Below are 26,902 nucleotides of genomic sequence, written 5' to 3'. Positions count from 1 at the left end.
CTGACACTAACAACAACGTGAGGATGAACAAATGACGTCCTGTAGTGCACCCACCCCAAAACTTAAACCGACGCTGAGCGTCGCAGATGTAGTCGCCATCACCGTGTCATCGGTGACACCCGCAAGCTCCGTCTTCGTCATTGCGCCCTTTGCTATCGCCCAGGCAGGTACAGGTGTGATCTGGGCCTTCGTGCTAGGTGGTGTGCTGGCGCTGATGTTTGCGCTTTGCTATGCCGAACTGGGCCGCGCGCACAGTGCGGCAGGGGGTGAATACGTGTTTGCCAAGCGGGTATTTGGCGGGATGGCCGGTTACGCCACTTTCCTTACCGTGCTGGCGATGCTGGTGTTCATTCCACCGGTCTTGGCCACGGGGGCAGCCACTTACCTGAATGCAGCGCTCGGCACCCAGCTTGACGGGCAGACGGTGGCCTTGGTGATTGTGGCATTGGGCTATTTGCTTGGCATTCTCAACATCAAGCTCAATGCGTGGGTCACCGGCATTTGCCTGTTCCTTGAGGTGGCGGCACTGATGGTGATCGTGGTGTTGGGCTTTGGCCACGCCCAGCAACCGGTTAGCAGCCTTGTCAGCCCGCTGGTACTCGATAACGGGATACTGCACGCGGCGCCCTGGGCGCTGGTGATTGGTGCGGTGGGCACTGCGCTGTTCTCTTTCAACGGTTATGGCGGCGCCGTGTTGCTGGCCGAAGACATGAAATGTGGCGGGCGTGGGATCGCCAAGGCAGTGCTGTGGTCGCTGGTGCTGGTGTTGGCCATCGAAGTGGTCCCGCTGGTGGCGCTGCTGGTAGGGGCACCCTCGCTTGAGGCGATGCTGGCCAGCCCGGACCCTATCGGCTACCTGCTGACGGCCCATGGCAACGAAACACTCTCGCGCCTGGTCAGCGCCGGGATTTTCCTTTCGGTGTTCAATGCCATCATTGCCCTGGTCATCCAGAGTGGGCGGGTGATCTACAGCAGCGGGCGGGATGCGTTGTGGATGCCGACACTGAACCGCGCCTTCATCCGCATTCACCCCAAGTGGGAATCGCCCTGGCTGGCCACGCTGTTCCTCGCAGTGCCTTCCGCTGCCTTGACGTTCAGTTCCAACCTGTCGGAGCTCACGTCCTTCACCGTACTGCTGATCCTGTGCGTGTACCTGGTGGTCGGGATGTGCGCGCTGTTCAGCCGCGTGCTGCGCCGCGACCGTGAGCACCCTTACCGGATGCCGCTGTGGCCACTGCCGGCCTTGGCTGCGGTGACCGGGGCCGGGTACCTGTTGACGACCCTGTTGAGTACGGCTTCAGCCCGGGACATTTTCATCATTCTTGGCATTCTGCTTACCTCCGTGTTGCTGTACGGCACGTATGGCAAGTTGAGCCCGGCCTTCCAGAAACTTTGAGCGAGAGACAAGATGCGAGCACGCGATTTCGGTATCACGCTGGGCCTTGGTCGGCCTGGTCCTCACAACGCCATTACCGATGTGCCGGGTGTGCGGGTTGGCCACGCCACCCTGGACAAGCACCACAATGGCAAGCCTGTACGCACCGGTGTCAGTGTCATCGAGCCCCGCGAAGGCCCGGCGCGCCATCAACCGTGCTTTGCCGGCTGCCATGTGCTCAATGGCAATGGCGACGCCACAGGCCTGGAGTGGATTCGTGAAGCGGGCCTGTTGACGACAGCCATTGCCACCACCAACACGCACAGCGTGGGCGTGGTGCGCGATGCACTCATCGCCCATGAGCATGCAACCCTGGCGGACGCGTCGACCTACTGGTGCATGCCGGTGGTGATGGAAACCTACGACGGCGTGCTGAACGACATCTGGGGGCAGCATGTGAATGCGGACCTGGTCCAGCAAGCGCTGGCGGTTGCCTGTGGCGGGCCGGTGACCGAGGGTGCGGTAGGCGGCGGTACCGGCATGATCTGCCATGAATTCAAAGGCGGCATCGGTACCGCGTCGCGGGTGTTGCCGGCAGAGCAGGGTAGCTGGACGGTGGGGGCCTTTGTCCAGGCCAACCATGGCCAGCGCCGCGAGCTGCGGGTGGATGGCTATCCCGTAGGCCGGGTGTTGCTTGACCTGCCCACGCCATTTGACCAGCAGGACACCCCTGGCATGGGCTCGATCGTGGTGGTACTGGCCACCGATGCACCGTTGCTGCCGCACCAGTGCCAACGCCTGGCGCAACGTGCTGCGCTGGGTATTGCCCGCACAGGCGGCGGCACCGATGACTCCAGTGGCGATATCTTCCTGGCATTCTCGACGGGGAACATCGGGCTGGCGACTGCCGACTACAATCGCCGCGATCTGCCGATGACAGCGCAAGTGGCTATGGTCAACAACGACCATATATCGCCGCTGTTCGCGGCGGCGGCCGAGGCGGTAGAAGAGGCCATCGTCAACGCGATCCTGGCAGGCAGGACCATGCAGGCAGAGGATGGGCGAGAGGTGCCAGGCCTGCAGGGTAAGCGGCTGCTGGCGGCCCTTGAGCAAGTGGGTTGGAAGGCTCAGGGTTGACGTAGAAAGAGATTCGCTTGAAGCCGAGCCACGATCAATGGTCTCATCCCGCGCCTGAACCAACTGGTATTGAACGATGAACCGCCCGCTGTTTGTTTCCATTGATGGGCCCAAGGGTACCGGCAAGACCACGCTGCTGGAGGCCGTCACTCAAGCCTTGCGGCTGGACGGGAACAAGGTGATCCGCCTTTGTGAAAGAAAGAACGACCCTTGCCGGGGCGAGACCATGGCCCTGGTCAACCAGCTTGCCAGAAGCCCATGCCGGGACCTGGAGTTCAAGGTGTGCGAGCGCTTTGCCGAGAGCCGCGCCTGGATTTCCCGGCATGTGCTGCCCAGGCAGCCAGCTGACAGCATCATCCTGATTGATCGCTGGTACCCCTCCGATGCTGCGTTCCGCCGCACGGTGCCGTTCGACCAGATCTTGCGCCTGAACCTCGAACGTAAGGTGCAAGTGCCCGATTTGCATGTCGGGGTTGTCACAGCCGCTGAAACCTCATGGGCACGGGCCGCGGCGCGTACGCGTGGGCTGGGCAGTACGGTGATCCACAACCTGGATGAACAGGTGGCCTGTACCGAGGCGTTCGAGCGTGCCGTTGCAGCGCACGGCTGGGTGCTGTGCCGTAATGAAGGGACGATCGACGAGGCAACCCGGCAGGTGGTTGGCGAGATTCAGGGCGTGCTTGCACGCATGCGCGCTGTGCCAGCAACGTGATATGGCTGTTACAGCCCGGTGTCCTCAAGGGCCCATCGGGCTGCCAGCTGGTCAATGAAAACGCGTGTTGCCGCAGGTACATACATGCTGTTGCGGTACAACGCATGAATGGGTTGCCGTGCAAAGTGTTGTGGGTCAAGCGCGGCGCAGAGCTTACCCTTCGCGATGGCGTCGTCTACCAACCAGCTTGGCAGAAGCGCAACCCCGAGCCCGCGCAAGGCCATGTCCAGCAACGCCTCTGCGCTATCTGCCTGAAAGCGGGACGGGCGCACGAACTGGCAGCTTTCGGTCATGGACTGTGAGTTGAAGAAGCGCCAGGGCGCATCGCTCAGGTGCGTATGAGCCAGCCAGTGCACGTTGACCAGCGCCTCCGCTGAGCCAACCGGGTGCCGTAGCAGATACGCCGGGCTGGCGACCAGCTGCAAGGCATAGTCGCCAATCCTGGCGGCCTTGTAATCGGAGTCCGCCAACTCGCCTAGCCGGATTGCCACGTCGAAGCGTTCAGCAACCAGGTCACAGAGGTGCGATGACGCTACGTGCTCGATCGACAGATCGGGATGAGCTTCTGCCATGTCGGCCAGCACCGGCAGCACTGCACGCTGGGCAAAGGCGGAGGTACTGGTGATGCGTAACCGCCCGCCAAGCCCCGCGGATGACTGCTGCACGCTGGCTGTCGCGCGCTCCACCTGGTCAAGCAGCTGACGCGCTTCAAGCAGAAACCGTTCACCGCAGTCGGTCAGCACGCTGCGGCGGGTGTTACGGGCCAGCAGGCTGGCGCCCAGTTCAGCTTCCAGACGCCGTACATTGAAGCTGATCCGCGCCTTGGACTGGCCCAGCAACTGGGCAGCCTTGGTAAAGCTGCCGCTATCTGCAACGGCGACAAAGCTGGCAACGCGATTGAGGTCGAGCATGATTGTCAAAAATCAGTTAACAGTCTGGGCGATATTACAGCACTTATGTCGCTGTCGGTGCAGGGGTACAGTCACGCTCGCTGACTGGAGTTCACCGTGGCCTTACTCAACCTGCGTCGTCGTATCACGCTGTTCTACTTGCTGGGTTTCTTTGTAGACCTGATCAATACCTTCATCACCGCCGTGGTTTCACCGAAAATAGGTGAAGCACTGCACGCTGATGTCGCCACGCTGGCTTGGGTGAGTACGGCCTATCTACTTGGGCTGATGCTGGGAATGTTGCCCAGCCGATGGCTGGGGCAGCGCATGGGCGAGCGCCCGGTGCTGCTCGGCTCACTGGTGTTTTTCTCAGGCGCCACACTGCTGATCGCCTGGTCGGGGCAGATGGCAACGCTGTTACCTTTACGCGGCCTGCAGGGTTTTGCCGCCGGGCTGTTCATTCCTCTGGGCCAGGCACTGGTCTACCGCCTGTATTCGGCGCATGAGCGGCCAAGGGTGACCATGGCGATCATGGCCATAGGCTTGCTGGCGCCAGCCATATCACCCCTGGCAGGCGGTTGGTTGTCGCAACGCATGCCCTGGCAGTGGGTGCTGCTCGCCAGTCTTCCCATGGCACTGCTGGCCTTGATCCTGGGTGTTTGCTGGTTACCGCGCCCACCGGCAGCCGCGCGCAATGAACCCTTTGATGGCAAAGGCTTGCTACTGGCTGGGGGAGGGGTGGCCAGCGGCTTGCTGGGTATGACTGATGCGGGTGATGGCCAGGGTGGCATGGCTATGGCCTGGGCCGCACTGGCGGCCACCTTGCTCGGCAGCTACCTGCGTCACTCACGGCGTATCGCTGCACCCCTGTTGGACTTTTCGGTAATGCGCGAGCCCGTTTTCGCCGGATCGATGATGTTGTATCTGGCTGTGCCGGGCCTGTTCATCGGGGTGAATCTGTTGGCCATGCTTTACCTTCAGGCCGACCTTGGATGGACCGCAAGCGCAGCAGGCAGCCTGATGTTGCCCTGGACCGTGGGGGCAGCGCTGGCGATCGCGTGCACCACCTGGTGTTACAGATCATTCGGGCCCACCCCGTTACTGCTGCTGGGGCTGGCCCTGCAGGTCCCGGGTTATGCGCTGCTGGCGCTGGCTTACAGCACGTCTTCACTGATGATTGCCTACGCGCTGCTCGGTGTCGGGGGGAGCTTATGTACCAGCGTCGCGCAAAGCGCTGCCTTTTCAGCATTGGCATCATCGGAACTTGGCCAGGCCAGTACCTTGTGGGCCCTGAACCGGCAGTTGAGCTTCTGCCTTGGCGTGACAGCCGTCAGCCTGTTCTTCAGCTTGCTGACCATGCTCTTGGGGACTCGGCAAGCCTACGAAGCCACATTCATGCTGGCAGGAGGGGGGCAGGCAACCTGCCTGGCCGTCCTGTTCTGTCTGCGGATACGCTCACTTGTCAAACGAAAGGAACGCCATGAATCGGTATCTGAAAGAAGTCATTGATCTGCACGTATTGATCGAGGCGCTCTTCGCCCGGGGGGAGGGTTCTGTTGCAGCCATGGTCGAGCGGTTTCACGCGGATTTTGCGATGGTGACACCTGCCGGTGCTCAGGTAGGCCTGGGCGATGTTTCATCCCTGTTTGCTCAGCGTGCAGGGTCTCAGCCAGGGTTGAGCATTGAGGTCGCCGAACTGAAAACCATCGCACAATGGTCGGAGGGTGCAGTGGTGTGCTATCGCGAGACGCACCATTTGCCCGGCCAGAAAGCGAAGGCACGGATCTCGACCGCACTTTTCAGTGCTGTAGAGGGACGCGTGTTATGGCGCCATCTTCAGGAAACCTGGGCGGCTTGAGGCTGCGCGATGATGGGTTGGAAAAGCCGCTTTCCCTGGACCGAAAGCGGCTTTTTCTTACTTGGCAGTAAAGCCTGCAAACCGCTTGTTGAAGCCCGCCACCCGGCCCTCGGCCTTGGCTTTGCGTTCCTGGCCGGTGTAGATCGGGTGCGAGGCACTGGAAACGTCGAGGGTGACGTAGGGGTAGCTGACGCCATCGGTATGCACGTGGGTCTTGTCTGTTTCGATGGTCGAGCGGATCAGCCAGAAGGCACTGGCAGCCACATCGTGAAACAGAACGGGGCGGTAGTCGGGGTGAATGCCTGGTTTCATTGTAGAACTCCTTAGCGAATGTTATAAAGTAACAACTTAAGCCAAGTGACGAGTCATTTGCAACCTGGGCCGACCTTCGAATGCTGCCGCGAGCGTAATAGACATGACCGAACAAGACCTGCTTTGCATGCCTGCAGAGGCCTATATGGATGCTCGGCAGCAGGGGTTCTTCCGCGACCTGTTGTTGTCGCAGCGCAATGAGCTGCAAGCGCGAATATCCAGCGAGTTCGAGCTGATGCGCGCATTCGAGCCGAGCAGCGACCCATCTGACCTGGGGACCATGGAAGAGCAACGGCAATGGCAGCTGCGCCTGCTTGAACGGGAAAAGAAGCTGCTGGACAAGATCGACGAAGCCCTGGAGCGCATTGCACGGGGTGAGTACGGGTGGTGCAAGGACACCGGCGAGCCCATCGGCCTCAAGCGCTTGCTGCTACGGCCAACGGCGACACTGAACATTGAGGCCAAGGAGCGGCAGGAACGCCAGGAGCGGCATATACGCGAAACTTGATACACCCGGCGTGGATGGCACCGGTGAAGCCCGTGCCATCCTGCAGGTCGTCAGGCACCCTGGCGGTCGATATCACGGCGCAGGACTACCGACGTGGTAATGTCATCCACGGATTCGTGGCGTGCGACGTTGTCGCGTACCTGGTTGAGGTCGTCGATGGTCCGGGTCTCCACTTCAACCACCAGGTCAAGCTGACCGCTCACCGAGGAAACCCGCCGCACGCGTGCGTCAGTAGCCAGCTGGTCAAGCAGCCCCATGGCAGGGGTGCGCTGTAACGTTACCAGCAAGATCGCGCGTATGACATTGGCGTCTATCTCGCCGATATCCGCCCGATAACCGCGAATGATCCCGCTGCGTTCAAGGTTGGCAACGCGCTCGGTCGTGGCGCTTCTGGAAAGGCCTATGCGGCCGGCTAATGCCTTCAGCGCAATGCGCGCGTCCTTCGAAAGTACTTCAAGAATCTCACGATCTTTTGCATCCAGCTCACGCATTGCAGCACCCGATTAGCTCGCCGTCTTTATGCCGGTCAGAACCGGCATAATGCCTGTTGATCCCGACCGTATGCAGGGTGTCGGTTTCGGTGGTGCATGACAAGCTATTGAAAAAACAATTTGCTCGCTCGGAACGTGATGATATGACAGACCTTTCCCACCCGGCACCTCGGTTTTCGGCAAGCGATGCAGAGGGCCTCGCAAAAGATTTCTTCAATGTCTCTGGCACTGCCACGCCGCTGGACGGGGAGCGTGATCGCAATTACCGGCTGCAGACGGGCCTGGATGCGGGCTGGATACTGAAAATCGTCAATGCCAGCGAGCCCAGAGTAGAAAGCGAGTTTCAAACCGCGCTGCTCGATCACCTGGCCGTGCACGGCGGGCATCTGGGCGTGCCTCACTTGCGGGCCAGCGTGGCTGGCGACTACCTGCCGTCGGTGACCGGTGCCACAGGTGAAAAGCACGCAGTGCGCCTGGTCAGCTGGTTGGCCGGCACGCCACTTGCCGAGGCCAGGCGCTCATTTGCACTGATGAGCAACTTCGGCCAGGCACTCGGTGAACTCGACCGCGCGCTGCAGGGCTTCATGCACCCGGGCGCCGTCCGCGACCTTGACTGGGATCTGCGCCATGCTGCGCGCTCCCGTTCGCGCCTGCACTTCATCAAGAATCCTGAACGCCGGGCCATTGTCGAGCGTTTCATCACCCAGTTCGAACAGTCTGTACAGCCAAGGCTGGCTTCCCTGCGGGCCCAGGTGATCCACAACGATGCCAACGACTGGAACATTCTGGTCGATGCCGAAACTACCAGTACCGTGACTGGCTTCATCGACTTTGGCGATGCCGTGCATACCGTGCTGATAGCCGAGGTTGCGATCGCCAGTGCCTACGCCATTCTCGACATGGACGACCCAATCGGCGCCGCTGCTGCGCTGGTCGCCGGTTTCCATGAAAAGTACCCGCTGCAAGCGCAAGAGCTTGATGTGTTGTTCAACCTGATCGCCATGCGCCTGGTGATCAGCGTCACCTTTTCCGCTTCCCGGCATGACCAGACAGACGACAACCCCTACTTGGCGATCAGTGAAGCGCCTGCCTGGCGCCTGCTGGAACAGCTTGATGCGATGAACCCACGGCTGGCCACCGGCATCCTGCGCAAGGCCTGTGGTTTTGATGCCATCGAAGGCGCGGGTGATGTCCGCCGCTGGATTGCGGGCAACCACAAATCCTTCGCCGACCTGGTACGCCCGTCTGCCGCCATCCTGAACAAGGTGATTGCCCCGTTTGGCGACGCCACCCACGAGATGACCATCGCCTCGGCTGAGCAACGCCCCGCAGATGCAACCCGTTGGTGGGATGAGTTCTCTGCTGCTCACCAGGTGCCGTTGGCCATCGGGCCTTGGGGTGAGTTGCGCAGCATCTACACCGACAGCGCGTTCGAGTCCCGCTTCATCAAGGGGCAACGCCGCACACTGCATGTCGGTGTCGACCTGGTGATGCCAGCGGGTACGCCGTTGTACGCGCCGGTCGCCGGCACTGTCAGAAGTGTGGAGGTTGAACCAGACCCGCTGGGGTATGGTGGCCTGGTGATGATCGAGCACACGCCACCCGGTTGCCCGCCATTTCTGACCCTGTGGGGGCATATGGCCCATGAAGCGCTCAGCCGCCTGAAAGCCGGTGACAAGCTCGAAGCTGGCGACCTGGTCGGCTACATGGGCACCGATCATGAAAACGGCGGCTGGATTCCCCACCTGCACCTGCAGATGACCACCGATACTCGGCTGAGCGCGAGCGAGGTTATTGGCGTGGGTGAGCCAGAGTACCGCGAAGTGTGGGCCGACCTGTTCCCCGATGCTTCGACCTTGGCGGGTATCCCGCCAGAGACCTATACCCAGCAAGGGATGACCAAGGCCCAGATCATCGCCAGGCGCAAGGAACTGCTGCTACCGAACCTGTCGATTTCGTACAGCGACCCGATCAAGTTCGTGCGCGGTGATGGCGTATGGCTGATCGACAACTTCGGGCGCGCCTACCTGGACTGCTTCAACAACGTGTGCCACCTGGGCCATAGCCACCCCGACGTGGTCGAGGCCTTGACCCGCCAGGCTGCGCTACTCAACACCAACACGCGCTACCTGCACGACAACATCGTCGAATACGCCGAACGCCTGACGGGTACGCTGCCAGAGGGACTTTGCGTAGCCTCCTTTGGTTGTTCGGGCAGCGAAGCCAACAGCCTGATGCTGCGCATGGCGCGCAACTACACAGGCAGTGACCAGGCGATCGTGCTGGACTGGGCCTACCACGGCACTACGCAAGAACTCATCGACCTTAGCCCTTACAAGTACAAACGCAAGGCCGGCAAGGGCAGGGCAGCGCATGTATACGAGGCGGTGGTCCCGGACAGCTACTACGCGCCTGAGCACTGGCCAGTGGAACAGCACGGCAAGCGCTTTGCCGAGTCGGTAGCAGAGCAGCTGGATGCCATGCGCAAGGCAGGCAAGGGCCCCGGGTTCTTCCTTGCCGAGTCGATCCCCAGTGTGGCGGGCCAGGTGTTCCTGCCTGACAACTACCTCAAGGAGGTCTACGCCATGGTTCGCGCCGAGGGTGGGCTGTGCCTGGCCGATGAAGTACAGGTCGGGTTCGGCCGCGTCGGTAGCCACTGGTGGGCATTCGAGACCCAGGGCGTGGTGCCGGATGCCGTCACCATGGGCAAACCGATTGGTAACGGCCACCCGATGTCGGCGGTTGTGACCACCCGTGAGGTTGCCGATGCCTTCAACAACGGCATGGAGTATTTCAATACCTTCGCCGGCAACCCCGTGTCGTGCGCGGTAGGCCTGGCGGTGCTCAATGCAATCGAGCGCGACCATTTGAAAGAAAACGCCTTGAACGTCGGCAATTACTTGCTCGAGGGTTTCCGCAAGCTTCAGCAGCAATTTGACGTGATTGGTGATGTGCGCGGGCTGGGGCTGTTTCTCGGCATCGTCCTGGTCACCGACCGCAAGTCGAAGGCGCCGGCCACGGCCCTGGCCCGGAAAGTGGCTGATGGCGCCAGGGAACGCGGCGTGTTGATCGGCACTGAAGGCCCGCATGACAACGTGCTGAAAATGCGGCCATCGATGATTTTCAGCCGGGCCAATGCCGACTTCCTCCTCGACGTGCTGAAAGACAGCTTTACCGCAGCACTGAAGTAGCTTTTGCAGACTACGCGGTCTTTGTAGGAGCGGCCTTGTGTCGCGATAGGGCTGCGCAGCAGCCCCGGCAATTAGTGCCTCAGCACTGAAACCTGGGGCTGCTTCGCAGCCCTGTCGCGACACAAGGCCGCTCCTGCATCACGCCTTCTGCCGGTCTATGTCACGCCGCAGCACTACCGCCGTAGTAATGTCGTCTACAGAGTCGTGGCACGCCACGGCGTCCCGTACACGGTTCAAGTCATCAATCGTCCTTGCTTCGACCTCGACTATCAGGTCGAGCTGCCCGCTGACCGATGAAACCCGTTTCACTTGGGCGTTCTGTGCCAGAAGGTCCAGCAACCCAAGCGCCGGTGTACGTTTCAGCGCTACCAGGATGATTGCCCGTATGACATTGGCATCGATTTCACCGATGTCGGCGCGATATCCGCGAATGACCCCACTACGCTCCAGTTGCAAAACCCGCTCGCTGGTGGCACTTCTTGACAGGCCAACTCTTGCAGCCAGCGCTTTGAGTGCCACACGTGCTTCCTTGGAGAGTATTTCGAGGATTTCCCGATCTTTGACGTCTAATTCGCGCAATGCTGGCACTCCCGCCTGATCACCGGTAAATGACCGGCTGCCCCGGTAAAGTGCAGGGGGCAAACCAGCCGAGTACTCGCTTGTTTTTAGTGCATCGCCAGACACTACTCCAGTTATTCCAAAGCCCGAAGTAGCGCCGACACTATGTCGGCCGATTCCGGCAATGTGCCACCCGAACACGCACATTGCAGGGTGATTTCAAGGTTTCAGTGTGCAAAGCTCTCAGTGAAGGTTGGGACTTCAGCGCCCAGGACAATAAGAAATAGAAACTTTCAAGGAGTGCCTCGATGCTGGCAAGAAAAACCAGGATGCTACTGGCTTCCACCGCTGTTGCAGCGGCTGCATTATTTTCTCACGGCATGGCGCACGCCGATGATCTGCAGGCCGTTCAACATTCAAAAGTACTGCGCGTGGCAATGAGTGGCCAGTACTCCCCCTTCAGCTTTGCCAATGAAAAGAATGAAATTGTCGGTTTCGATGCCTCTATTGGTGAAGCACTCGCTCAGCGTTTGGGCGTGAATATAAAAATTATTACCACACCGTTTGACGGCATTATCGCCGGGCTGTTGGCCAAGAAATATGACGCGGTCATCGCCTCGATGACCATTACGCCTGAGCGGCTGAAAGCCGTTGACTTTGTGGGCCCTTATTACCACGCAGGCCGTACCATCGGCGTCAAGGAAGACTCTCCGATCAAGGGGCTTGATGACCTCAAGGATGTCACCGTCGGCGTCACGCTGGGCGACTCGCATGACAAATGGGCGCGTAATCGCGGCAATCTTAAAGTGCGCACCTATAAAGGCCTACCGGAAATGCTGGTGGACCTGGAAGCCGCTCGTATCGACGCGGTAGTGATGGACAGCATTCCGGTCATGGTTGCGGTAAAGGAAACCGGGCAGAAAGTACGCATCATCAGCTTGCCGGACGAGCAGGGTGGCCGTGAAGGCCTGGGCATTGCCATTCGCAGAAACAACCCTGAACTCAAGGCCCAGTTGCAGAAGGCCCTGGACGAGATCCTGGCCGATGGCACCTATAAAGAAATCTCCATGAAATGGGTGGGTAGCGACATTCGTTGATGCACGCCTGAAGTGGCCCGGCCGACAGGCTGGGCCGGGTTGGCTGAATTTTGTGAGTGGTTTTTATGGACCTGTCATTGATCCATCGCACCTACCCGTTCTTCCTGGAAGCCGCCTGGGTAACTGTGCAGATCTCGTTGCTATCACTCTTACTGGGTTTACTCCTTGCAATCGTTCTGGTGGCGTGCCGGTTATCGCCATTTATTATCTTGCGGTGGGCAGCCAAGATTTACGTCAGCGTATTTCGCGGCACACCCTGCCTGGTGCAGTTGTTCATTATCTATTTTGGTGGGCCACAGATAGGTATTGAGCTTGAGCCGTTTGCTGCTGCGGTGATCGGTTTAGGCATGAATATAGCGGCGTATATGTCGGAGTCCATTCGAGGGGCTATCGATAATGTCGACCCAGGCCAGGAGGAGGGCGCACGGTCGATTGGCTTCAGCCGCAGCCAGACGCTGTTGTTTATCATCATTCCCCAGGCAATGAAGCTGATGATCAGGCCGCTTGGCGTAAATGCTATCGGGCTGATCAAGGGTTCTGCCCTGGTGTCGGCCATTTCGGTGGTCGAACTGACTTACACCGCGCAGCGCTTCATCAGTTCAACCTACAAACCATTCGAGATATTCATGGTGTCGGCGCTGCTTTATATCGTCATGGTCTACGCGGTCAAGTACCTGGTGGAAGTGCTGGACCGGCGCTACGCAACCCAGTGAGGAGTGCCAGTGGAAGGGTTCAACCTGAGTGTTATCACGCCTTACTATGAAATGCTGGCAACCGGCCTGTGGTGGACGGTTGTCATGTTTCTCTGTTCCAGCGTCATCAGCCTGACGGTGGGTGTGCTGTTTGCCCTGATCGACCTGTATGCGCCGAAAGCCATGGCATTGCCGGTGCGTTTCGTGACCTGGCTGTTGATGGGCACGCCATTGTTGCTGCAACTGTATCTGATCTATTACGGGCTGGTTCAGGTCGGTATCGACATCCCGGCCCTGGCTGCGGGGATAATCGGGCTAAGCCTGCATTTTGCGGTGTACAACGCCGAGGTGATCAAGTCCGGGATCGAGGCGGTGGACCCAGGCCAGATAGAGGGCGCGCGCTCGATTGGCCTTAGCAGGGCCATGACCCAGCGCTACATCATTGTTCCGCAGGCGCTCAGAAAAACCATTGCGCCACTGGGGAACAACCTCATTGTGTTACTGAAGGACACTTCACTGGTATCGATCATCGGTATTGCCGAACTCGTCTACAGCGCCCAATTGGCTGTCAGCGAAACGTATAGCCCCTTTGAGTTCTATATTGCCGTCGCAGTGATCTACTACGTGGCCAATCTGGTACTCGAGGCTGGGTTGCATCTTATTGAAGCCAAGGTCGAGATGTCACGATGAACACCAACGCTATGGTAGAAGTGAAGGGCGCTCGCAAAGCCTACGGCACACTTGAGGTGCTCAAGGGCATCGACCTGTCGGTGTCGCGTGGGCAGATCTACGCTATCATCGGCCCGAGTGGCTCTGGCAAAAGTACCCTGCTGCGATCGATCAACCATCTCGAAGTGCTCAATGGCGGTGAAATCTGGCTGGATGGTGCTCAGGTCAACCGGCCCTTGAAAGGCCGCGCCTTCGAGCAGCACATCAACCGGGTGCGCCAGCAGATGGGCATGGTGTTTCAACACTTCAATCTGTTCCCGCACCTCACCGTCTGTGAAAACGTCGCGATAGGGCCTGTGAAGCTCAAAGGCTACTCGAAAAGTGCGGCCAGAGCGCTGGCCCTGGAGTACCTGCAAAAGGTCGGGCTGGAAAACAAGATTGACGAATATCCGTCGCGCTTGTCCGGTGGGCAGAAGCAGCGCGTTGCCATTGCCCGGGCGTTGGCCATGCAACCCAAGGTGATGTTGTTCGATGAAGCGACCTCAGCCCTGGACCCGGAGCTTGTGGAAGAGGTGAACCTGGTAATGAAGCAACTGGCGGCGGAGCACATGACCATGTTGATCGTCACGCATGAGATGCGCTTTGCCGGCGAGGTTGCTGACCAGATCGTATTCATGGATGGCGGGGTTGTTGTGGAACAAGGGGCTCCGGGGGAAATACTGAGGAACCCGGTGCAGGATCGTACCCGGGCTTTTTTGAAGAAGCATTTGCAAGCCGACCCTTTGTAAGAGGGCCGGACTTGTTCAAAAACCAGGCAGGCGGGTCAGGCCAGCTTTTCCAGCTCTGGAACCGCTTCGAACAGGTCGGCAACCAGGCCGTAGTCAGCCACCTGGAAGATCGGCGCTTCTTCGTCCTTGTTGATCGCAACGATCACTTTGGAGTCTTTCATGCCGGCCAGGTGCTGGATCGCGCCGGAGATACCGACGGCGATGTACAGCTGTGGCGCAACGATCTTGCCGGTCTGGCCGACCTGCATGTCGTTCGGCACGAAGCCTGCGTCGACCGCAGCGCGCGAAGCGCCGACGGCCGCGCCGAGCTTGTCGGCCAGGCTGTACAGGTGCTTGAAGTTGTCACCGTTGCCCATGCCGCGGCCGCCGGAAACGACGATCTTGGCAGCGGTCAGCTCTGGGCGGTCGGACTTGGCCAGCTCTTCACCGACAAAGGCCGAGATACCGGCGTTGTGCGCAGCGCCAACGGCCTCAACAGCGGCCGAGCCACCTTCGGCGGCCACGGCGTCGAAGCCAGTGGTACGCACGGTGATGACCTTGACCGCCGCGCTCGATTGCACGGTGGCAATGGCGTTACCGGCATAGATCGGGCGCTTGAACGTGTCGGCGGACTCGACCGAGATGATCTCGGATATCTGGTCGACGTCCAGCAGCGCGGCAACGCGCGGCAGGATGTTCTTGCCGTTGGTGGTGGCCGGGGCCAGCACGTGGCTGTAACCCTTGGCCCCGCCTTGTTCAACAAGAGCAACGATCAGCGGCGCGACGTTTTCCGGCAGCGCGTGGGCGTAGGCGGCGTTATCGGCAACCAGCACCTTGGCCACACCAGCGATCTTGGCAGCGGATTCAGCAACGCCACCGACGTTCTGGCCTGCGACCAGCACGTGCACATCACCACCGATCTTGGCGGCTGCAGCGACAGTGTTCAGGGTGGCCGGGGCTACGGCGCCGGCTTCCGGACCTTCTAGAAGGTCAGCGACAACCAGGATAGTCATATCAGATTACCTTCGCTTCGTTCTTCAGCTTCTCGACCAGTTCGGCCACCGACTTGACCTTGATGCCAGCGCTGCGGGCAGCCGGCGCTTCAACTTTCAGGGTCTTGTTGGTGGAGGCGAGGGAAACGCCCAGCGCGTCTGGAGTAACGGTCTCCAGCGGCTTCTTCTTGGCCTTCATGATGTTCGGCAGCGACGCATAGCGTGGCTCGTTCAGGCGCAGGTCGGTGGTGACGATGGCTGGCAGGTTCAGCGACACGGTCTGCAGGCCGCCATCGATTTCACGGGTGACGTTCAGCTTGTCGCCAGCAACGATGACCTTGGAGGCGAAGGTGCCCTGGGCGTAGCCGGTCAGCGCAGCCAGCATCTGGCCGGTCTGGTTGTTGTCGCTGTCGATGGCCTGCTTGCCCAGGATGACCAGCTGAGGCTGCTCTTTGTCGACAACGGCTTTCAGCGCCTTGGCCACCGCCAGGGAGTTCAGCTCGTCAGCGGCTTCTACCAGGATGGCACGGTCGGCACCCAGGGCCAGGGCGGTACGCAGTTGCTCCTGGGCAGTGGTCGGGCCGACGGAAACGACGACGATCTCGGTCGCAACACCTTTTTCCTTCAGGCGTACGGCCTCTTCCACGGCGATTTCGCAGAAGGGGTTCATGGACATCTTGACGTTAGCAAGGTCGACGCCGGAGTTGTCCGCCTTGACGCGAACCTTGACGTTGTAGTCGACCACTCGTTTGACGCTTACCAGTATCCTCATAAGCTCTCCAGTCATTGATATTGCGAACGCAGGGCAGCGGGTGTCTGACAATGACGGTAACGTAGGGAGTGTGCGGGTGGATCGTCCGTTTCAACTAGTTGATCGGCGATTCTGCGCCAAGTTCAGGTTTCAGGCATAGGCAGAAAGCCGCGAGGGCGCGGCCAGGTGTTGATAGGTCCGCCAGAGCAGCACGATCGGTATGACAATGATAAGACTCACCAACAGCAGGGCGTAGCGCAGCGACTCGTCCGCCAGAAATGGCATCAGTACATCGCTCAGTAGCCCGGTTGCCAATGGGCCGATACCGACCCCGCACAAGGTCGAGATGATGGTCTGCAGGGCGACGGCGGTAGCCCGGCGGTGGGCGGGCACCAACTGGGTCAACAACGAGAAGCACGGGCCCACCCACCATACCGAGAAAAAGCTTCCCAGCGCGCACCAGAGCATCGCGCTGGGTACCGGAACCGGACCCGCATGCAGCAGGATGTCACGTGGCCAAAGCAGGTAAATGACCAACGCGCAATTGCCGAGCACATGGCCGATGAGCGGAATGCCGATTTGCCACTGCTGGCTCCTGATCACCAGGCGGTCAGTCAGCCACCCACTGAACAACGCCCCTAGCCCGGCAAAGGTGCCGCCGACCAGGCCGGCCAGGAGGCCGGCGTAGTGCAGGGGCAGGTCATGGGATCGCACCAGGAAGCTGGCATTCCACATGGCAAAGGCGTAGGCGCTGAAGGTGGTGATGCCGCAAGCCAGTACCAGGCAACGGTAGGCCGGTTGTGCCATGAGTGCACGAGCACTGCCCAGCAGGCTTTGAATGGGCGGTGCAGCCTGGCTGGCGTGGCTATGGGGGAGGTCGAAGCGACCACGTACCGGGTCGCGCATCACAAAGGCAAACACCGCGCTGGTCAGCAGGGAAGGCAGGGCGACAGCAAAAAAAGCGCTGCGCCAGCCATATTGGTCGACCACCCAGGCGCCGGCACTGAGAGCAACGATGGTCGAAAACGTCGGCGCGGCGGTGTAGCAACTGATGGCAAAAGAACGCCGGTGTGGTGGGTAGATATCGGCAATGATCGACATCGAGGTCGAGGTGCTTGGTGACTCGAAGACTGCTACCGCCATGCGCGCGATCACCAGCATCGCAAAGCTGGTAGACAGGCCGCAGGCCACCGTTGCCAGCGCCCACAACGAGCAGGTGATGGCCAGCAGGCGTGTGCGTGGCAGGCGGTCGGCCAGGCGCCCGGCAGGCAGGCCCAGCAGCACATAGACGGCAGCGAAGGCCAGGCCCGAAACCAGGCCCATGGCGGTGTCGCTGGCACCGAACTCTTGTTTGAGCGGTTCGATCATCACGGCAATGATCTGCCGCCCGACAAAGTTATCGGCGTACATCATCGCGAGCACAAACAGCAGACCATGGCTGCGCCAGCCGATGGGTTGAGGGTGCGTACTGCTCATGGATGACTCCCGGTCAAACCGCAGAGATGGGCAATGGCCCAAGCTGTGCCTGGGCCTCGTGAAGCGGTCAGGCGCTGGCTTGGCGTTGCCTGGCCAGGGTCATCGCGGTGTCTTCGATCATGTCCTCCTGGCCGCCGACCATGCCGCGCCGGCCCATTTCGACAAGAATTTCCCGCGCCGGGATGCCGTACTTTTTCTCAGCACGCTTGGCAAACAGCAGGAACGAGCCGTAGACACCGGCATAGCCCATGGTCAGGGCATCGCGGTCGCTGCGGATCGGGAAGTCCATGATCGGCACCACCAGGTCCTCGGCAACGTCCTGGATACCAAACACACTCACGCCGGTTTCGATGCCCATGCGGTCGCAGACGGCCACCAGCACTTCCATGGGGGTATTGCCGGCACCCGCGCCCAAGCCTGCGCAAGCGGCATCGATACGGGTGGCGCCAGCGGCAATGGCCGCGATCGAGTTGGACACGCCCATCGACAGGTTGTGATGGCCATGGAAGCCGATTTCAGTCTCGGGCTTGAGCGCTGCACGCAGCGCCGCGACCCGCGCGCTGACGTCATGGGGCAGCAGGTAGCCGGCCGAGTCGGTGATGTAGATGCAATTGGCGCCGTAGCTTTCCATCAGCTGGCCCTGGGTGACCAGGCCTTGCGGGCTGTTCATATGCGCCATCATCAGGAACCCGACGCTGTCCATGCCCAGCTTGCGGGCCGCGCCAAGGTGCTGTTCGGACACGTCTGCTTCCGTGCAGTGAGTGGCGACGCGAATCGTGCTGACGCCCAGTTCGTAGGCCATCTGCAGGTGATCGACCGTGCCGATGCCCGGTAGCAGCAGGGCGGAGACCTTGGCATTTTTCATCAGCGGGATGACCGCCGACAAATACGCCTCGTCGCTGTGCGCCGGAAAACCATAGTTCAACGAACTGCCACCCAGGCCATCGCCATGGGTCACCTCGATCAACGGCACACCGGCGGCGTCGAGGCCACAGGCAATGTCTTTCATTTGCTGCAGGGTGATCTGGTGGCGTTTGGGGTGCATGCCGTCACGCAGGCACATGTCGTGGACGGTGATGGATTTGCCGTGAAGGTCCATGGTGCGCTCCTTAGGCGATGGCAGGTTGTGGGGTGCTGGCACGCAGGGTCAAATCGCCTTTGAGCATTGCTTCGGCAAACATCTCGGCGGTGCGCGCGGCGGCGGCGGTCATGATGTCGAGGTTGCCGGCATACTTGGGCAGGTAGTCGCCCAGGCCTTCGACTTCCATGAAAATCGATACCCGGTTACCGTCGAACACCGGGCCGTTGACCAGCTTGTAGCCGGGCACATAGCGCTGGACTTGCTCGATCATGTCGGCAATCGCGGCGGTGATGGCTGCCTGGTCAGGCTCGGTTTCGGTCAGGCAGTGCACGGTGTCGCGCATGATCAGCGGCGGCTCGGCGGGGTTGACGATAATGATTGCCTTGCCCTTTTTTGCGCCGCCAACCTGTTCCACGGCCGCCGCGGTGGTGCGGGTGAATTCATCGATGTTCTTGCGCGTGCCCGGGCCGACCGATTTCGAGGCCGCCGTGGCAATGATCTCGGCATAGGCCACCGGCTGCACGCTGGACACCGCGGCCACCAGCGGGATGGTCGCCTGGCCGCCGCAGGTCACCATGTTGACGTTCATCGCGCCCAGGCCAAGGTTGTGTTCCAGGTTGACCGGTGGCACGCAGTAGGGGCCGATGGCTGCCGGAGTCAGGTCGATCATCAGCACACCCAGGGCATTGAGCTTGCGGCTGTTTTCGGCATGCACATACGCGGAGGTAGCATCGAAGGCGATCTGGATGCCGTCTTCCAGTACATGTGGTAGCAGGCCGTCGACGCCCCCGCTGGTGGTTTTCAGGCCCAGCGCGGCGGCGCGGGCCAGGCCTTCGGAGGTGGCGTCGATACCCACCATCCAGACGGGCTCCAGTACTTCACTGCGCTTGAGCTTGTACAGCAGGTCGGTACCGATGTTGCCAGGCCCGATGAGGGCACATTTGATCTTTTTACTCATGGCATTGTTCTCGATCGGAAGAAGGAACGGCCGCAGGCTCAGGGCACGAAGTTCAGGTGCATCTCGCCCATGCCGCTCAGCGACAGGCTGACGAAGTCACCCGGTGCGACCGGTACCAGTGGCGCGAGGGCGCCGGACAGAATGATTTCGCCCTTGCGAAACGGGATGCCCAGTCGGCCCAGGGTGTTGGCCAGCCAGGCCACGGCGGCGCAGGGGTGGCCTTGCACCGCCGAGCCCAGGCCGCTGCCCACCGGCAGGCCGTTCTTGAACAGGTGCAACTGGACCTCGGCCAGGTCCAGTTCACGCGGATCGACGCGCTGCTGGCCCAGGGCGAAAACACCGCATGAAGCGTTGTCGGCAACGGTGTCCTGAATGCGGATCTGCCAGTTCTCGATACGCGAGTCGACAATTTCGAAGCACGGCATAACCCACTCGCTGGCCGCCAGCACATCGTTGGCGGTGATATCGGTACCTTGCAGGTCTTCGCCCAGTACAAAGGCAATCTCGCCTTCGGCCCGTGGCTGCACAAGATGGTGGGCAGCAAAGCTGATGTCGTTGCCATCGGCAACCTGCATACGGTCGGTTAGAAAACCAAAATCGGGCTGATGCACATCGAGCATTTCTTGCACGGCGCGGCTGGTCACCCCGATTTTCTTGCCGATCACTTGCTCGCCCACCGCTTGGCGACGCGCCAGAAATCGCCGGGAAATCCGGTAGGCGTCGTCAAGGCTGATGGCCGGGTAACGCTGGGTCAGCGGGGTAAGGCTCTGGCGTGCGTTCAGGGCGTGGAACAGCTCGTCGCCCAGTGTTTCAATCAGTTGCGCATCCATAGGGAGGTCGCTCTGTGGCAAGTGGATAACAGGCCGGGCCAGCTGCAGGCACGCCCGGCAAAAAGGCCTCAACCCGGCCAGACACTGGAATCGGCGCCGCCATCGACATCGATGATCTTGCCGGTGACCCAGGCCGAGGCGGGGCTTGCCAGGTAAAGGGCCGCGGCGGCGATGTCCTCTGGTTGGCCCAGGCATTTGAGCGGGGTGTTGCTTTCCATCGTCTTGCGCATGGCATCGGGCATGACCCCGGCCAGGGCGTCGGTCAGGATTGGCCCCGGCGCCACCGCATTGACCCGTATCTGCGGCGCAAACTCTTGTGCCAGCAGGCGCGTCAAGTGAGTCAGGGCAGCCTTGGCGGTGCCATAGGCGCTGAAATGGCGCTGGGCATAACGGGCGGCGACCGAGGTAATGTTGATGATGTTTCCGCCCCCGGCGTCGCGCATCAGGGGTACGCACAGCTGTGAAAGGGCATAGGCGGCGCTGACGTTGAAGCTCAATACCTGCTCGAAGTCTTGCGGGCTCATCTTCAGCGGGTCATTGGGGCCGCCGCCCCCGGCATTGTTGACCAGATGGGTGATGCGCCCCAGCTGTCCGGCGGCGTTGGCGACCAAGGCGCAGCGCTGTTGGCTGTCGGTGACATCGCAGCTCAGGGCCAGGGCGCGCCGCCCTCGGCTGCGTACCTCTTCGGCGACGGCCTCGACATCTGCCAGCGAACGGGCGCTGCAGACCACATCAGCGCCAGCATCGGCGTAGGCCAAGGCAATGGCGCGACCGATGCCGCGGCCGCTGCCGGTGACAATGGCGACACTGCCAGTGAGGTTGAAGCGGTGCAGAATGCTCATGGCTGTCCTTGTTGTTCTAAAGGTTCAGGGAAGTCACAGTGCTTAGCGCGGCGCCCACAGGTCCGGCAAGCCCGGGTCGGAGGTGGCGATCAGGCGCTTGAGCAACACCTTGAGTGCCTGGCTGTCACCGGCGCCGAGACGGGCAGCGATACCCTCCTCGACGGCTTTGGCCAGGGCCACCTCCTGCAACGAAGCCTCCCGCCCGTCGGCTGTGAGTACATAGCGGACCTGCTCATTATCAAGCTCACGGGCGACCAGGTTCTGGCGTTCCAGGAAGCGCATGCTGGTGGCGCTGACCACATGGCCGGTGTAGCCGACAAAGGCGTTGATCTCGTCCAGGGTCAGGTTGTCCCGAATGCACAGGGTGGAGAGGATGAAGAACGCGTGTTCATCGAGCTGCTGGTTCTTCAGCAGACGGCGCAGTGCAAACAGCATCTGGTAGTGCGAGCGCCCGAGCAGGTAGCCCAGCAAGTCTTCGGTATAACTGCACTCGGGCGGTGGCGGGGTGGTTGCCAGGCGCAGCTCGTTGCGCGGTTTGCGCATTGCCAGGGCGTACTGGCCACTCTGGAAGGCCAGCGGCGCGCGGTCACTATGGTCGAAGGCGAGCACTTCGCCGACGAAGATGACATGGTCGCCGCCTTCATACTGGAAGGCCGTACGGCATTGGAAGCGCGCCGTACAGTCTTGCAGCAGCGGTGCCTCGCTGATGCCGGTGTCGAGCTGGATTTCGGAGAACTTGTCTTCACCCTGGCGGGCAAAACGGCCGGACAGGGTTTCCTGTTCCGTCGACAAAACGTGCACGTTCCAGTGGCGACCACCGCTGAACACCGGCAGACTGCGGGCGTTCTTGGACAGACTCCAGAGCACCAGAGGTGGGTTGAGCGATACCGAGTTGAAGCTGTTGGCGGTGATGCCAACCGGCGAGCCGTCTTCGGCCTGGGTAGTGATGATGGTCACTCCCGTGGTAAAGGTGCCGAGCGCGGCGCGAAACGCTTGAGGGTCGAAACAGGCGGGCGTTGCCATGATGGGCCTCATGGAATGAGTGTGCGTGCTGGCAGTATTCCCAGCGTCACGGGGCTTTGCATCGTCTCAACGGACTAACGTTTTTGGCTCGATCGTCCACTTGGACGAGGCGGTCTCCGGGGCCTGGGGCTAGTTTGCGGGGCAGGGGTCGTGCAACGACGGCCATGGTGGGCACAGCGGCGACATGCTGGCCCTTGTTCAGTTGAGGAGGCACCAATGAGTTGTGCAAATTCTTCCGTCGACACGCTGTCGGCCTTGCTGCGTGAACAAAAGGCCGCGTTCAACGCTCAAGGGGCTGTCACTGCCGTGGCGCGCCGCGCGCGGATCCAGCGGGTGATCGACATGCTGGTGGCGCACCACGAAGCGCTGGCCGAGGCGATGGATGCCGACTTTGGCGGCCGCCCCCAAGGTTTCTCGTTGATGAATGATGTGCTGGGTTCGCTGGGTTCGCTCAAGCATGCGCGCGACCACCTCGAGGGATGGATGCAGGATGAGCCGCGGCCAGTCTTCAGCCCCTACGATCAGCTGGGCGCCGAGGCCTGGGTGATGTATCAGCCCAAGGGTACGGTGGGCATTCTGGGCACCTGGAACGCCCCGCTGTATACCTTGCTCAGCCCCCTGGGTTCGGCGTTGGCGGCGGGTAACCGGGCGATTCTCAAACCTTCGGAGGTAGTGCCACGCACTGCTGCGCTGGTAGCGAAGCTGTTTGCCGAGGTGTTTGATCCGCTCGAGGTGGCTGTGGTCACCGGTGGCGCCGACCTGGCCCAGGCATTTACCGCACAGCCGTTCGACCACCTGGTGTTTACCGGCAGTACCGCGGTGGCCAGGTCCGTGATGCGTAACGCGGCCGAGCACCTGGTGCCGTTGACGCTGGAACTGGGCGGGAAGTCGCCGGTCATCGTCGCCCGCAGCGCCGACCTGGGCACCGCAGCGTTTCGTATTGCGCTTTCCAAGACCACCAACAGTGGCCAGGTCTGCATCAACCCGGACCTGGTCTATGTGCCACGCGAGCAGCTGGAAACCTTTCTTGAGGCCTTTGCCAGCGCTTACCGCCAGTTCATCCCAGAGGTGAGCGACAACCCGGACGTGGTCGCGGTGGTCAATGCCCAACACCTGTCCCGTGTTGAAAACCTGGTTCAGCAGGCGCTGCAAGCCGGTGCCCGGGTAGTGAGCCTGCCCTACGTGCAAGCGCCTGATGAGCAAAACCGGCGCCGACCGCTGCAACTGGTGATCGACCCGCCCCAAGGCAGCCTGATTCTGCATGAAGAAATCTTCGGCCCGGCAATGGTGGTGCTGCCCTTTGATGAGGTTGACCAGGTCATCGCCCAGATCAACAGCCGCCCGCGGCCTCTGGCCCTTTACTACTTTGGCAGCGACGCCAAGGAGCAGCGCCAGGTGCTGGAGCACACACTGTCCGGCGGTGTCACCCTCAATGATGTGATGATGCATGCCGCCTTGCATGATGCCCCGTTCGGTGGTGTTGGCGGGTCAGGCATGGGCCACTACCACGGTCGCGAAGGCTTTATCGAATTCAGCCACCTGCGCACCGTACTCAAGGCGCCCGAGCATGACCCGCGCGGTGAGTGGGGCCTGCTGCCGCCTTACAGCGAACACTTCCTGGCCGCGATGAAAGCGCAGATCACCCCGGACTGATCGGGGAAACTGGCGCGCGCTGCGCGAATCGAACAGACACAATAAAAAAACGGAATTCTGCACATGGAAAAAAACGCATTGCCACTGGCCGACACGCTTGCCCCAGCGGGTGCCGACGCCGCTGACGGATGGCCGCGCCGCCAGGTGCTCAAGGCCGGCGCGGTGGCGCTGGGCGTCGGGCTACTGGGGCGCTTCGCCGATGCCCGGGCCGCTGGCGGCTTGTCGGCCAGCGATTACCTGGGCCTGGATGCCTGGGCCATGGCCAAGGGCTTGCAGGCCGGCCACTTCAGTGCCGAAGACTTGCTCGGCGCAGCATTTGCCCGTTGTGACCTGGTCAACCCGAAGATCAACGCAGTCAACATGCGCCATGACGAATATGCCCGCGCGTTGCTGGCGGCCAGGCAGAAGGCCGGCACCCTGACCCAGGGCTCGCTGGCGGGCGTGCCGATCCTGCTCAAGGACCTCAACACCTACTTGCAGGGCACGACCACCAGCAACGGCAGCCGGCTGTTCAAGGATGCGCCACCGTCGAGCGTTACCAGCACCTTGATCCGCCGTTATGAAGCCGCCGGGGCAGTGCCTTTCGGTAAAGCCACCAGCCCGGAGTTCGGCCTGACCACCACCACCGAGTCGTTGGCATGGGGGCAGACCCGCAACCCCTGGAATCTGGCGTTGAGCACGGGTGGCTCGTCCGGTGGTTCCGCCGCGGCGGTGGCCGCCGGTATCGTCCCGGTCGCCCATGCCACCGACGGTGGCGGCTCGATCCGGATCCCGGCGTCCTACTGCGGGCTGGTCGGCCTCAAGCCGACACGCTACCGCACGCCGAGCGGGCCGGCACGCCTGGAAGGCTCGTTTGGCGCCAGTGTCGCCAACATGGTCTCGCACAGCGTGCGCGATACCGCGTTGTTTCTTGATGCCGGTCAGGGTCACGAACCAGGGAGCCCGTACTGGAGCTCACCGCTGGTACGTCCCTACGTTGAGGAGCTGGGCCGTGACCCGGGCCGTTTACGGGTTGCGCTGGTGCGCGAATCGCTGACCGGGGCACCGCTGGACCCGGCGATTGCCAAGGTTCTGGAGGACACCATCAAGCAACTGCTGGGCCTTGGCCACGAAGTGGAAGAACTGCGCTTGCCGATTCAGGCCCAGCAGCTGTTCGGCGCCCACGGCGTTGCCATCGGCAACTCGTTGCTGGTCACGGTCAACGACCGGGAGAAAGCCCTGGGCCGCGCGATGGGGCCGCAGGACCTGGAAAGCATCACCTTTGGTGTGCTGGAGCGTGCAGCGAAGGCCACGGGTGAGGGCGTAGTGCGTGCCCGGCATGCGTTCGAAGACATCAGCATGGCCATGGAACAGCAGTTCGAGCGCTTTGATGTGATCCTCTCGCCGGTCACCGCCAGCCTGACACCGGCCTTGGGCGAGCTCTCGCTCAACCAGCCTTACGAAAGTTACGCCCGCAAGGCCATGGGCAGTGCCGCGTTCACCGTGCTGGCCAACGTCAGCGGCCAGCCGGCTATTTCCTTGCCGTTGGGCATGAGTGACAGCGGCCTGCCAGTAGGCATGATGTTCACCGCTCGCCTGGGCGGGGAAGACGTGCTGCTGCGCCTGGCCTCGCAGCTGGAGCAGGACCGCCCGTGGGCCGCCAGGCGCGCCGCGATCTGAACCTGAAAAGGCGCCAGGGACGGCGCCGTACCGTGTTTCCCTAGTCCGCTTTGACGATGAATATTCGCCTGCTGCATTCGATCATCAACCAAGACTCGCGCAACCGCGCAACGAGATTGGGAGAACGAACGGATGGACAGCATGCGAGTAAAAACGCCGGAAGAAATCGAACTGCTTGAACACGCCCGGCGCCTGGTGCCCGCCCTCAAAAGCCGCACCGCGCGCGCTGACCGTGAGTTTCGGGTGCCTGACGAAACCATCTTCGAATTGCAACAGGCCGGCTTGTTGCGGGCCTTGCAACCACGTGCGTTTGGCGGCTACGAGGTCGATCCGCGGACGTTTTTCGAAATCCAGATGATCCTCGCCGAGGGCTGCATGTCCACAGCGTGGATTTATGGCGTGATGGGCGTACACCCCTGGCAGCTGGCGCGTTACCCGATCGAGGCCCAGCGCGATGTATGGGGCCAGGACCATACCACCCTGATCTCGTCCACCTACATGCCCGTGGCCAAGGTAACCGTTGTTGAAGGCGGTTATCGCATCAGTGGTCGCTGGGGCTTTTCCAGCGGCAGCGAACACTGCCAATGGTGCTTCCTTGGTGGGGTGCTGCCCGCCGATGGCGACCGTGCAGCAGAGCACGGCACCTTCCTGATCCCGCGCAGCGACTACCGTATCGAGCACAACTGGGACGTGCTGGGCCTGCGCGGCACCGGCAGCCACGACATTGTGGTCGAAGATGCCTTCGTGCCGGCACACCGCGTGCAACGCACCAATAACTGCACGCTGGAAGCGACGCCAGGACGCCTGGTGAACACCAATCCGATTTATGCCATTCCTTTCGCCCAGGTGTTCACGCGCGCGGTGTCCTCATCGGCCATCGGTGCCTTGCAGGGGGCGATCAACGAATTTCGTGCCAATGCCGCTGCGCACATCGGCAAGCACGGCATGAAAACCGCCGATGACCCGGTGGCGCAAACCACCGTTGCCGAGGCGACGATCATCGTCGACAGCCTGAGGCTGGTGCTGGAGCGCAACTACGCGCACCTGATGGCGCTGGCTGAATCGGGTGAGTACCCGGACGTGGAAACCCGCCTGCTGTACCGCTACCAATCCTCGTATGTCACCAATATCTGCGCCGAGAAGGTCAACGAACTGCTGCGCTGCATGGCCGCTTCCGGGCTGTACAACACCAACCCTGTGGCGCGCCTGTTCCGCGACCTGCACCAGGCACGTGGGCATATCGCCAACAACTACATGGCCTTCAGCCGCAGCCTTGGCGCCGTGCAACTGGGCCTGCCCAACCCTGATCCTTACGTATGAGCCGTGCCCGGGCCTGGCTGCAGGCCCGGGTATGCGCACCCCTGGCCGGCACGCCGGGAT

Annotated in this window: 26 protein-coding genes; 14 read left to right on the top strand and 12 right to left on the bottom strand. The window is 61.4% G+C overall.

Going from position 1 to position 26,902, the window contains the following annotated elements; translation table 11 throughout:
• Window positions 1-31: 31 nt before the first annotated feature.
• The 3 genes from ACN6NG_RS15015 (at window position 32) to ACN6NG_RS15005 (ending at window position 3,224) form a co-directional block, all read left to right on the top strand.
• Entirely contained in the window at window positions 32-1,396 is a 1,365-nt protein-coding gene (locus ACN6NG_RS15015) for an APC family permease (protein ID WP_474314786.1), read from the top strand.
• 12 nt (window positions 1,397-1,408) lie between these two features.
• Entirely contained in the window at window positions 1,409-2,512 is a 1,104-nt protein-coding gene (locus ACN6NG_RS15010; RefSeq protein ID WP_474314784.1) for a DmpA family aminopeptidase, read from the top strand.
• 76 nt (window positions 2,513-2,588) lie between these two features.
• Window positions 2,589-3,224, top strand: coding sequence for a dTMP kinase (locus ACN6NG_RS15005; protein WP_474314782.1), 636 nt, complete (start codon window positions 2,589-2,591; stop codon window positions 3,222-3,224).
• Between the two features lie 8 nt (window positions 3,225-3,232).
• Here ACN6NG_RS15005 and ACN6NG_RS15000 read toward each other — a convergent pair whose 3' ends face one another.
• Window positions 3,233-4,135, bottom strand: coding sequence for a LysR family transcriptional regulator (locus ACN6NG_RS15000; RefSeq protein ID WP_353457450.1), 903 nt, complete (start codon window positions 4,133-4,135; stop codon window positions 3,233-3,235).
• A 96-nt stretch (window positions 4,136-4,231) separates the two neighbouring features.
• Between ACN6NG_RS15000 and ACN6NG_RS14995 the strand changes: the two genes are divergently transcribed.
• Together ACN6NG_RS14995 and ACN6NG_RS14990 are read left to right on the top strand one after the other, a co-directional pair.
• Window positions 4,232-5,623, top strand: coding sequence for an MFS transporter (locus ACN6NG_RS14995; protein ID WP_474314779.1), 1,392 nt, complete (start codon window positions 4,232-4,234; stop codon window positions 5,621-5,623).
• Window positions 5,595-5,972, top strand: coding sequence for a DUF4440 domain-containing protein (locus tag ACN6NG_RS14990; RefSeq protein WP_197899506.1), 378 nt, complete (start codon window positions 5,595-5,597; stop codon window positions 5,970-5,972). Before ACN6NG_RS14995 ends, ACN6NG_RS14990 begins: the two co-directional genes overlap by 29 nt.
• 57 nt (window positions 5,973-6,029) lie before the next feature.
• Here ACN6NG_RS14990 and ACN6NG_RS14985 read toward each other — a convergent pair whose 3' ends face one another.
• Window positions 6,030-6,284 (bottom strand): type B 50S ribosomal protein L31, encoded by a 255-nt coding sequence (locus ACN6NG_RS14985; protein ID WP_019473563.1) that lies wholly within the window; start codon window positions 6,282-6,284, stop codon window positions 6,030-6,032.
• A gap of 103 nt (window positions 6,285-6,387) precedes the next feature.
• Here ACN6NG_RS14985 and dksA point away from each other — a divergent pair, with 103 nt between their 5' ends.
• Window positions 6,388-6,792 carry an RNA polymerase-binding protein DksA gene (dksA, locus tag ACN6NG_RS14980; RefSeq protein WP_197899507.1) on the top strand — a complete coding sequence of 135 codons (405 nt, stop codon included), beginning with the start codon at window positions 6,388-6,390 and terminating at the stop codon, window positions 6,790-6,792.
• Window positions 6,793-6,842: 50 nt separating this feature from the next.
• Here dksA and ACN6NG_RS14975 read toward each other — a convergent pair whose 3' ends face one another.
• Window positions 6,843-7,283, bottom strand: a complete 441-nt coding sequence (locus tag ACN6NG_RS14975; RefSeq protein WP_016714074.1) for an Lrp/AsnC family transcriptional regulator — start codon at window positions 7,281-7,283, stop codon at window positions 6,843-6,845.
• A 143-nt stretch (window positions 7,284-7,426) separates the two neighbouring features.
• On the opposite strand from ACN6NG_RS14975, the gene ACN6NG_RS14970 reads away from it, so the two are divergent.
• Window positions 7,427-10,474, top strand: coding sequence for an aminotransferase class III-fold pyridoxal phosphate-dependent enzyme (locus tag ACN6NG_RS14970; RefSeq protein WP_474314776.1), 3,048 nt, complete (start codon window positions 7,427-7,429; stop codon window positions 10,472-10,474).
• Between the two features lie 138 nt (window positions 10,475-10,612).
• Here ACN6NG_RS14970 and ACN6NG_RS14965 read toward each other — a convergent pair whose 3' ends face one another.
• Window positions 10,613-11,053: an Lrp/AsnC family transcriptional regulator gene (locus ACN6NG_RS14965; RefSeq protein ID WP_024717903.1), complete on the bottom strand. Its 441-nt coding sequence runs from the start codon at window positions 11,051-11,053 to the stop codon at window positions 10,613-10,615.
• Between the two features lie 287 nt (window positions 11,054-11,340).
• Between ACN6NG_RS14965 and ACN6NG_RS14960 the strand changes: the two genes are divergently transcribed.
• The 4 genes from ACN6NG_RS14960 to ACN6NG_RS14945 all read left to right on the top strand — a co-directional run bounded on the left by ACN6NG_RS14960 (window position 11,341) and on the right by ACN6NG_RS14945 (window position 14,278).
• Window positions 11,341-12,129, top strand: a complete 789-nt coding sequence (locus ACN6NG_RS14960) for an ABC transporter substrate-binding protein (RefSeq protein WP_353457457.1) — start codon at window positions 11,341-11,343, stop codon at window positions 12,127-12,129.
• 65 nt (window positions 12,130-12,194) lie between these two features.
• A complete protein-coding gene (locus tag ACN6NG_RS14955) occupies window positions 12,195-12,842 on the top strand; it encodes an amino acid ABC transporter permease (protein WP_019473559.1) in 648 nt (215 codons plus the stop codon).
• Window positions 12,843-12,893: 51 nt separating this feature from the next.
• A complete protein-coding gene (locus ACN6NG_RS14950) occupies window positions 12,894-13,511 on the top strand; it encodes an amino acid ABC transporter permease (protein ID WP_232099930.1) in 618 nt (205 codons plus the stop codon).
• An 11-nt stretch (window positions 13,512-13,522) separates the two neighbouring features.
• On the top strand, window positions 13,523-14,278 hold the full coding sequence (locus ACN6NG_RS14945) for an amino acid ABC transporter ATP-binding protein (RefSeq protein WP_353457464.1): 756 nt from the start codon (window positions 13,523-13,525) through the stop codon (window positions 14,276-14,278).
• 35 nt (window positions 14,279-14,313) lie between these two features.
• On the opposite strand, the gene ACN6NG_RS14940 is transcribed toward ACN6NG_RS14945, so the two are convergent.
• The 8 genes from ACN6NG_RS14940 to ACN6NG_RS14905 form a co-directional block, all read right to left on the bottom strand.
• A complete protein-coding gene (locus ACN6NG_RS14940) occupies window positions 14,314-15,270 on the bottom strand; it encodes an electron transfer flavoprotein subunit alpha/FixB family protein (protein ID WP_474314772.1) in 957 nt (318 codons plus the stop codon).
• 1 nt (window position 15,271) lies between these two features.
• Entirely contained in the window at window positions 15,272-16,021 is a 750-nt protein-coding gene (locus ACN6NG_RS14935; RefSeq protein ID WP_474314770.1) for an electron transfer flavoprotein subunit beta/FixA family protein, read from the bottom strand.
• Between the two features lie 129 nt (window positions 16,022-16,150).
• Window positions 16,151-17,476, bottom strand: coding sequence for a spinster family MFS transporter (locus ACN6NG_RS14930; protein WP_474314768.1), 1,326 nt, complete (start codon window positions 17,474-17,476; stop codon window positions 16,151-16,153).
• A 67-nt stretch (window positions 17,477-17,543) separates the two neighbouring features.
• Window positions 17,544-18,575, bottom strand: coding sequence for a 4-hydroxy-2-oxovalerate aldolase (gene dmpG / locus ACN6NG_RS14925; protein WP_063424364.1), 1,032 nt, complete (start codon window positions 18,573-18,575; stop codon window positions 17,544-17,546).
• A gap of 10 nt (window positions 18,576-18,585) precedes the next feature.
• Complete coding sequence (locus ACN6NG_RS14920; protein ID WP_474314765.1) at window positions 18,586-19,515, bottom strand: acetaldehyde dehydrogenase (acetylating); 930 nt, start codon at window positions 19,513-19,515, stop codon at window positions 18,586-18,588.
• Between the two features lie 38 nt (window positions 19,516-19,553).
• Window positions 19,554-20,345, bottom strand: a complete 792-nt coding sequence (locus ACN6NG_RS14915; protein WP_474314764.1) for a fumarylacetoacetate hydrolase family protein — start codon at window positions 20,343-20,345, stop codon at window positions 19,554-19,556.
• Window positions 20,346-20,413: 68 nt separating this feature from the next.
• A complete protein-coding gene (locus ACN6NG_RS14910; RefSeq protein WP_474314762.1) occupies window positions 20,414-21,187 on the bottom strand; it encodes a glucose 1-dehydrogenase in 774 nt (257 codons plus the stop codon).
• Between the two features lie 42 nt (window positions 21,188-21,229).
• Window positions 21,230-22,210: a flavin reductase gene (locus ACN6NG_RS14905; RefSeq protein ID WP_474314757.1), complete on the bottom strand. Its 981-nt coding sequence runs from the start codon at window positions 22,208-22,210 to the stop codon at window positions 21,230-21,232.
• Between the two features lie 216 nt (window positions 22,211-22,426).
• On the opposite strand from ACN6NG_RS14905, the gene ACN6NG_RS14900 reads away from it, so the two are divergent.
• From ACN6NG_RS14900 to ACN6NG_RS14890, 3 genes are all read left to right on the top strand, one after another.
• Window positions 22,427-23,863 (top strand): aldehyde dehydrogenase family protein, encoded by a 1,437-nt coding sequence (locus ACN6NG_RS14900; RefSeq protein WP_474314752.1) that lies wholly within the window; start codon window positions 22,427-22,429, stop codon window positions 23,861-23,863.
• Window positions 23,864-23,926: 63 nt separating this feature from the next.
• A complete protein-coding gene (locus tag ACN6NG_RS14895; protein WP_474314751.1) occupies window positions 23,927-25,522 on the top strand; it encodes an amidase in 1,596 nt (531 codons plus the stop codon).
• A gap of 132 nt (window positions 25,523-25,654) precedes the next feature.
• Window positions 25,655-26,842 (top strand): acyl-CoA dehydrogenase family protein, encoded by a 1,188-nt coding sequence (locus ACN6NG_RS14890; RefSeq protein ID WP_474314749.1) that lies wholly within the window; start codon window positions 25,655-25,657, stop codon window positions 26,840-26,842.
• The last annotated feature ends 60 nt before the right edge of the window (window positions 26,843-26,902 follow it).

This window comes from Pseudomonas sp. TSO6 (assembly GCF_056098905.1).
Note: the sequence above shows the minus strand (reverse complement) of the source record. Positions and strands in the feature narration are given on the sequence as shown.

What these genes read in the sequence shown, in the direction of transcription:
- ACN6NG_RS15015 (WP_474314786.1), top strand. Translation starts at nt 32, where the DNA reads ATGACGTCCTGTAGTGCACCCACCCCAAAACTTAAACCGACGCTGAGC.
- ACN6NG_RS15010 (WP_474314784.1), top strand. Translation starts at nt 1,409, where the DNA reads ATGCGAGCACGCGATTTCGGTATCACGCTGGGCCTTGGTCGGCCTGGT.
- ACN6NG_RS15005 (WP_474314782.1), top strand. Translation starts at nt 2,589, where the DNA reads ATGAACCGCCCGCTGTTTGTTTCCATTGATGGGCCCAAGGGTACCGGC.
- ACN6NG_RS15000 (WP_353457450.1), bottom strand. Translation starts at nt 4,135, where the DNA reads ATGCTCGACCTCAATCGCGTTGCCAGCTTTGTCGCCGTTGCAGATAGC.
- ACN6NG_RS14990 (WP_197899506.1), top strand. Translation starts at nt 5,595, where the DNA reads ATGAATCGGTATCTGAAAGAAGTCATTGATCTGCACGTATTGATCGAG.
- ACN6NG_RS14985 (WP_019473563.1), bottom strand. Translation starts at nt 6,284, where the DNA reads ATGAAACCAGGCATTCACCCCGACTACCGCCCCGTTCTGTTTCACGAT.
- dksA (WP_197899507.1), top strand. Translation starts at nt 6,388, where the DNA reads ATGACCGAACAAGACCTGCTTTGCATGCCTGCAGAGGCCTATATGGAT.
- ACN6NG_RS14975 (WP_016714074.1), bottom strand. Translation starts at nt 7,283, where the DNA reads ATGCGTGAGCTGGATGCAAAAGATCGTGAGATTCTTGAAGTACTTTCG.
- ACN6NG_RS14970 (WP_474314776.1), top strand. Translation starts at nt 7,427, where the DNA reads ATGACAGACCTTTCCCACCCGGCACCTCGGTTTTCGGCAAGCGATGCA.
- ACN6NG_RS14960 (WP_353457457.1), top strand. Translation starts at nt 11,341, where the DNA reads ATGCTGGCAAGAAAAACCAGGATGCTACTGGCTTCCACCGCTGTTGCA.
- ACN6NG_RS14955 (WP_019473559.1), top strand. Translation starts at nt 12,195, where the DNA reads ATGGACCTGTCATTGATCCATCGCACCTACCCGTTCTTCCTGGAAGCC.
- ACN6NG_RS14950 (WP_232099930.1), top strand. Translation starts at nt 12,894, where the DNA reads ATGCTGGCAACCGGCCTGTGGTGGACGGTTGTCATGTTTCTCTGTTCC.
- ACN6NG_RS14945 (WP_353457464.1), top strand. Translation starts at nt 13,523, where the DNA reads ATGGTAGAAGTGAAGGGCGCTCGCAAAGCCTACGGCACACTTGAGGTG.
- ACN6NG_RS14940 (WP_474314772.1), bottom strand. Translation starts at nt 15,270, where the DNA reads ATGACTATCCTGGTTGTCGCTGACCTTCTAGAAGGTCCGGAAGCCGGC.
- ACN6NG_RS14935 (WP_474314770.1), bottom strand. Translation starts at nt 16,021, where the DNA reads ATGAGGATACTGGTAAGCGTCAAACGAGTGGTCGACTACAACGTCAAG.
- ACN6NG_RS14930 (WP_474314768.1), bottom strand. Translation starts at nt 17,476, where the DNA reads ATGAGCAGTACGCACCCTCAACCCATCGGCTGGCGCAGCCATGGTCTG.
- dmpG (WP_063424364.1), bottom strand. Translation starts at nt 18,575, where the DNA reads ATGGACCTTCACGGCAAATCCATCACCGTCCACGACATGTGCCTGCGT.
- ACN6NG_RS14920 (WP_474314765.1), bottom strand. Translation starts at nt 19,515, where the DNA reads ATGAGTAAAAAGATCAAATGTGCCCTCATCGGGCCTGGCAACATCGGT.
- ACN6NG_RS14915 (WP_474314764.1), bottom strand. Translation starts at nt 20,345, where the DNA reads ATGGATGCGCAACTGATTGAAACACTGGGCGACGAGCTGTTCCACGCC.
- ACN6NG_RS14910 (WP_474314762.1), bottom strand. Translation starts at nt 21,187, where the DNA reads ATGAGCATTCTGCACCGCTTCAACCTCACTGGCAGTGTCGCCATTGTC.
- ACN6NG_RS14905 (WP_474314757.1), bottom strand. Translation starts at nt 22,210, where the DNA reads ATGGCAACGCCCGCCTGTTTCGACCCTCAAGCGTTTCGCGCCGCGCTC.
- ACN6NG_RS14900 (WP_474314752.1), top strand. Translation starts at nt 22,427, where the DNA reads ATGAGTTGTGCAAATTCTTCCGTCGACACGCTGTCGGCCTTGCTGCGT.
- ACN6NG_RS14895 (WP_474314751.1), top strand. Translation starts at nt 23,927, where the DNA reads ATGGAAAAAAACGCATTGCCACTGGCCGACACGCTTGCCCCAGCGGGT.
- ACN6NG_RS14890 (WP_474314749.1), top strand. Translation starts at nt 25,655, where the DNA reads ATGGACAGCATGCGAGTAAAAACGCCGGAAGAAATCGAACTGCTTGAA.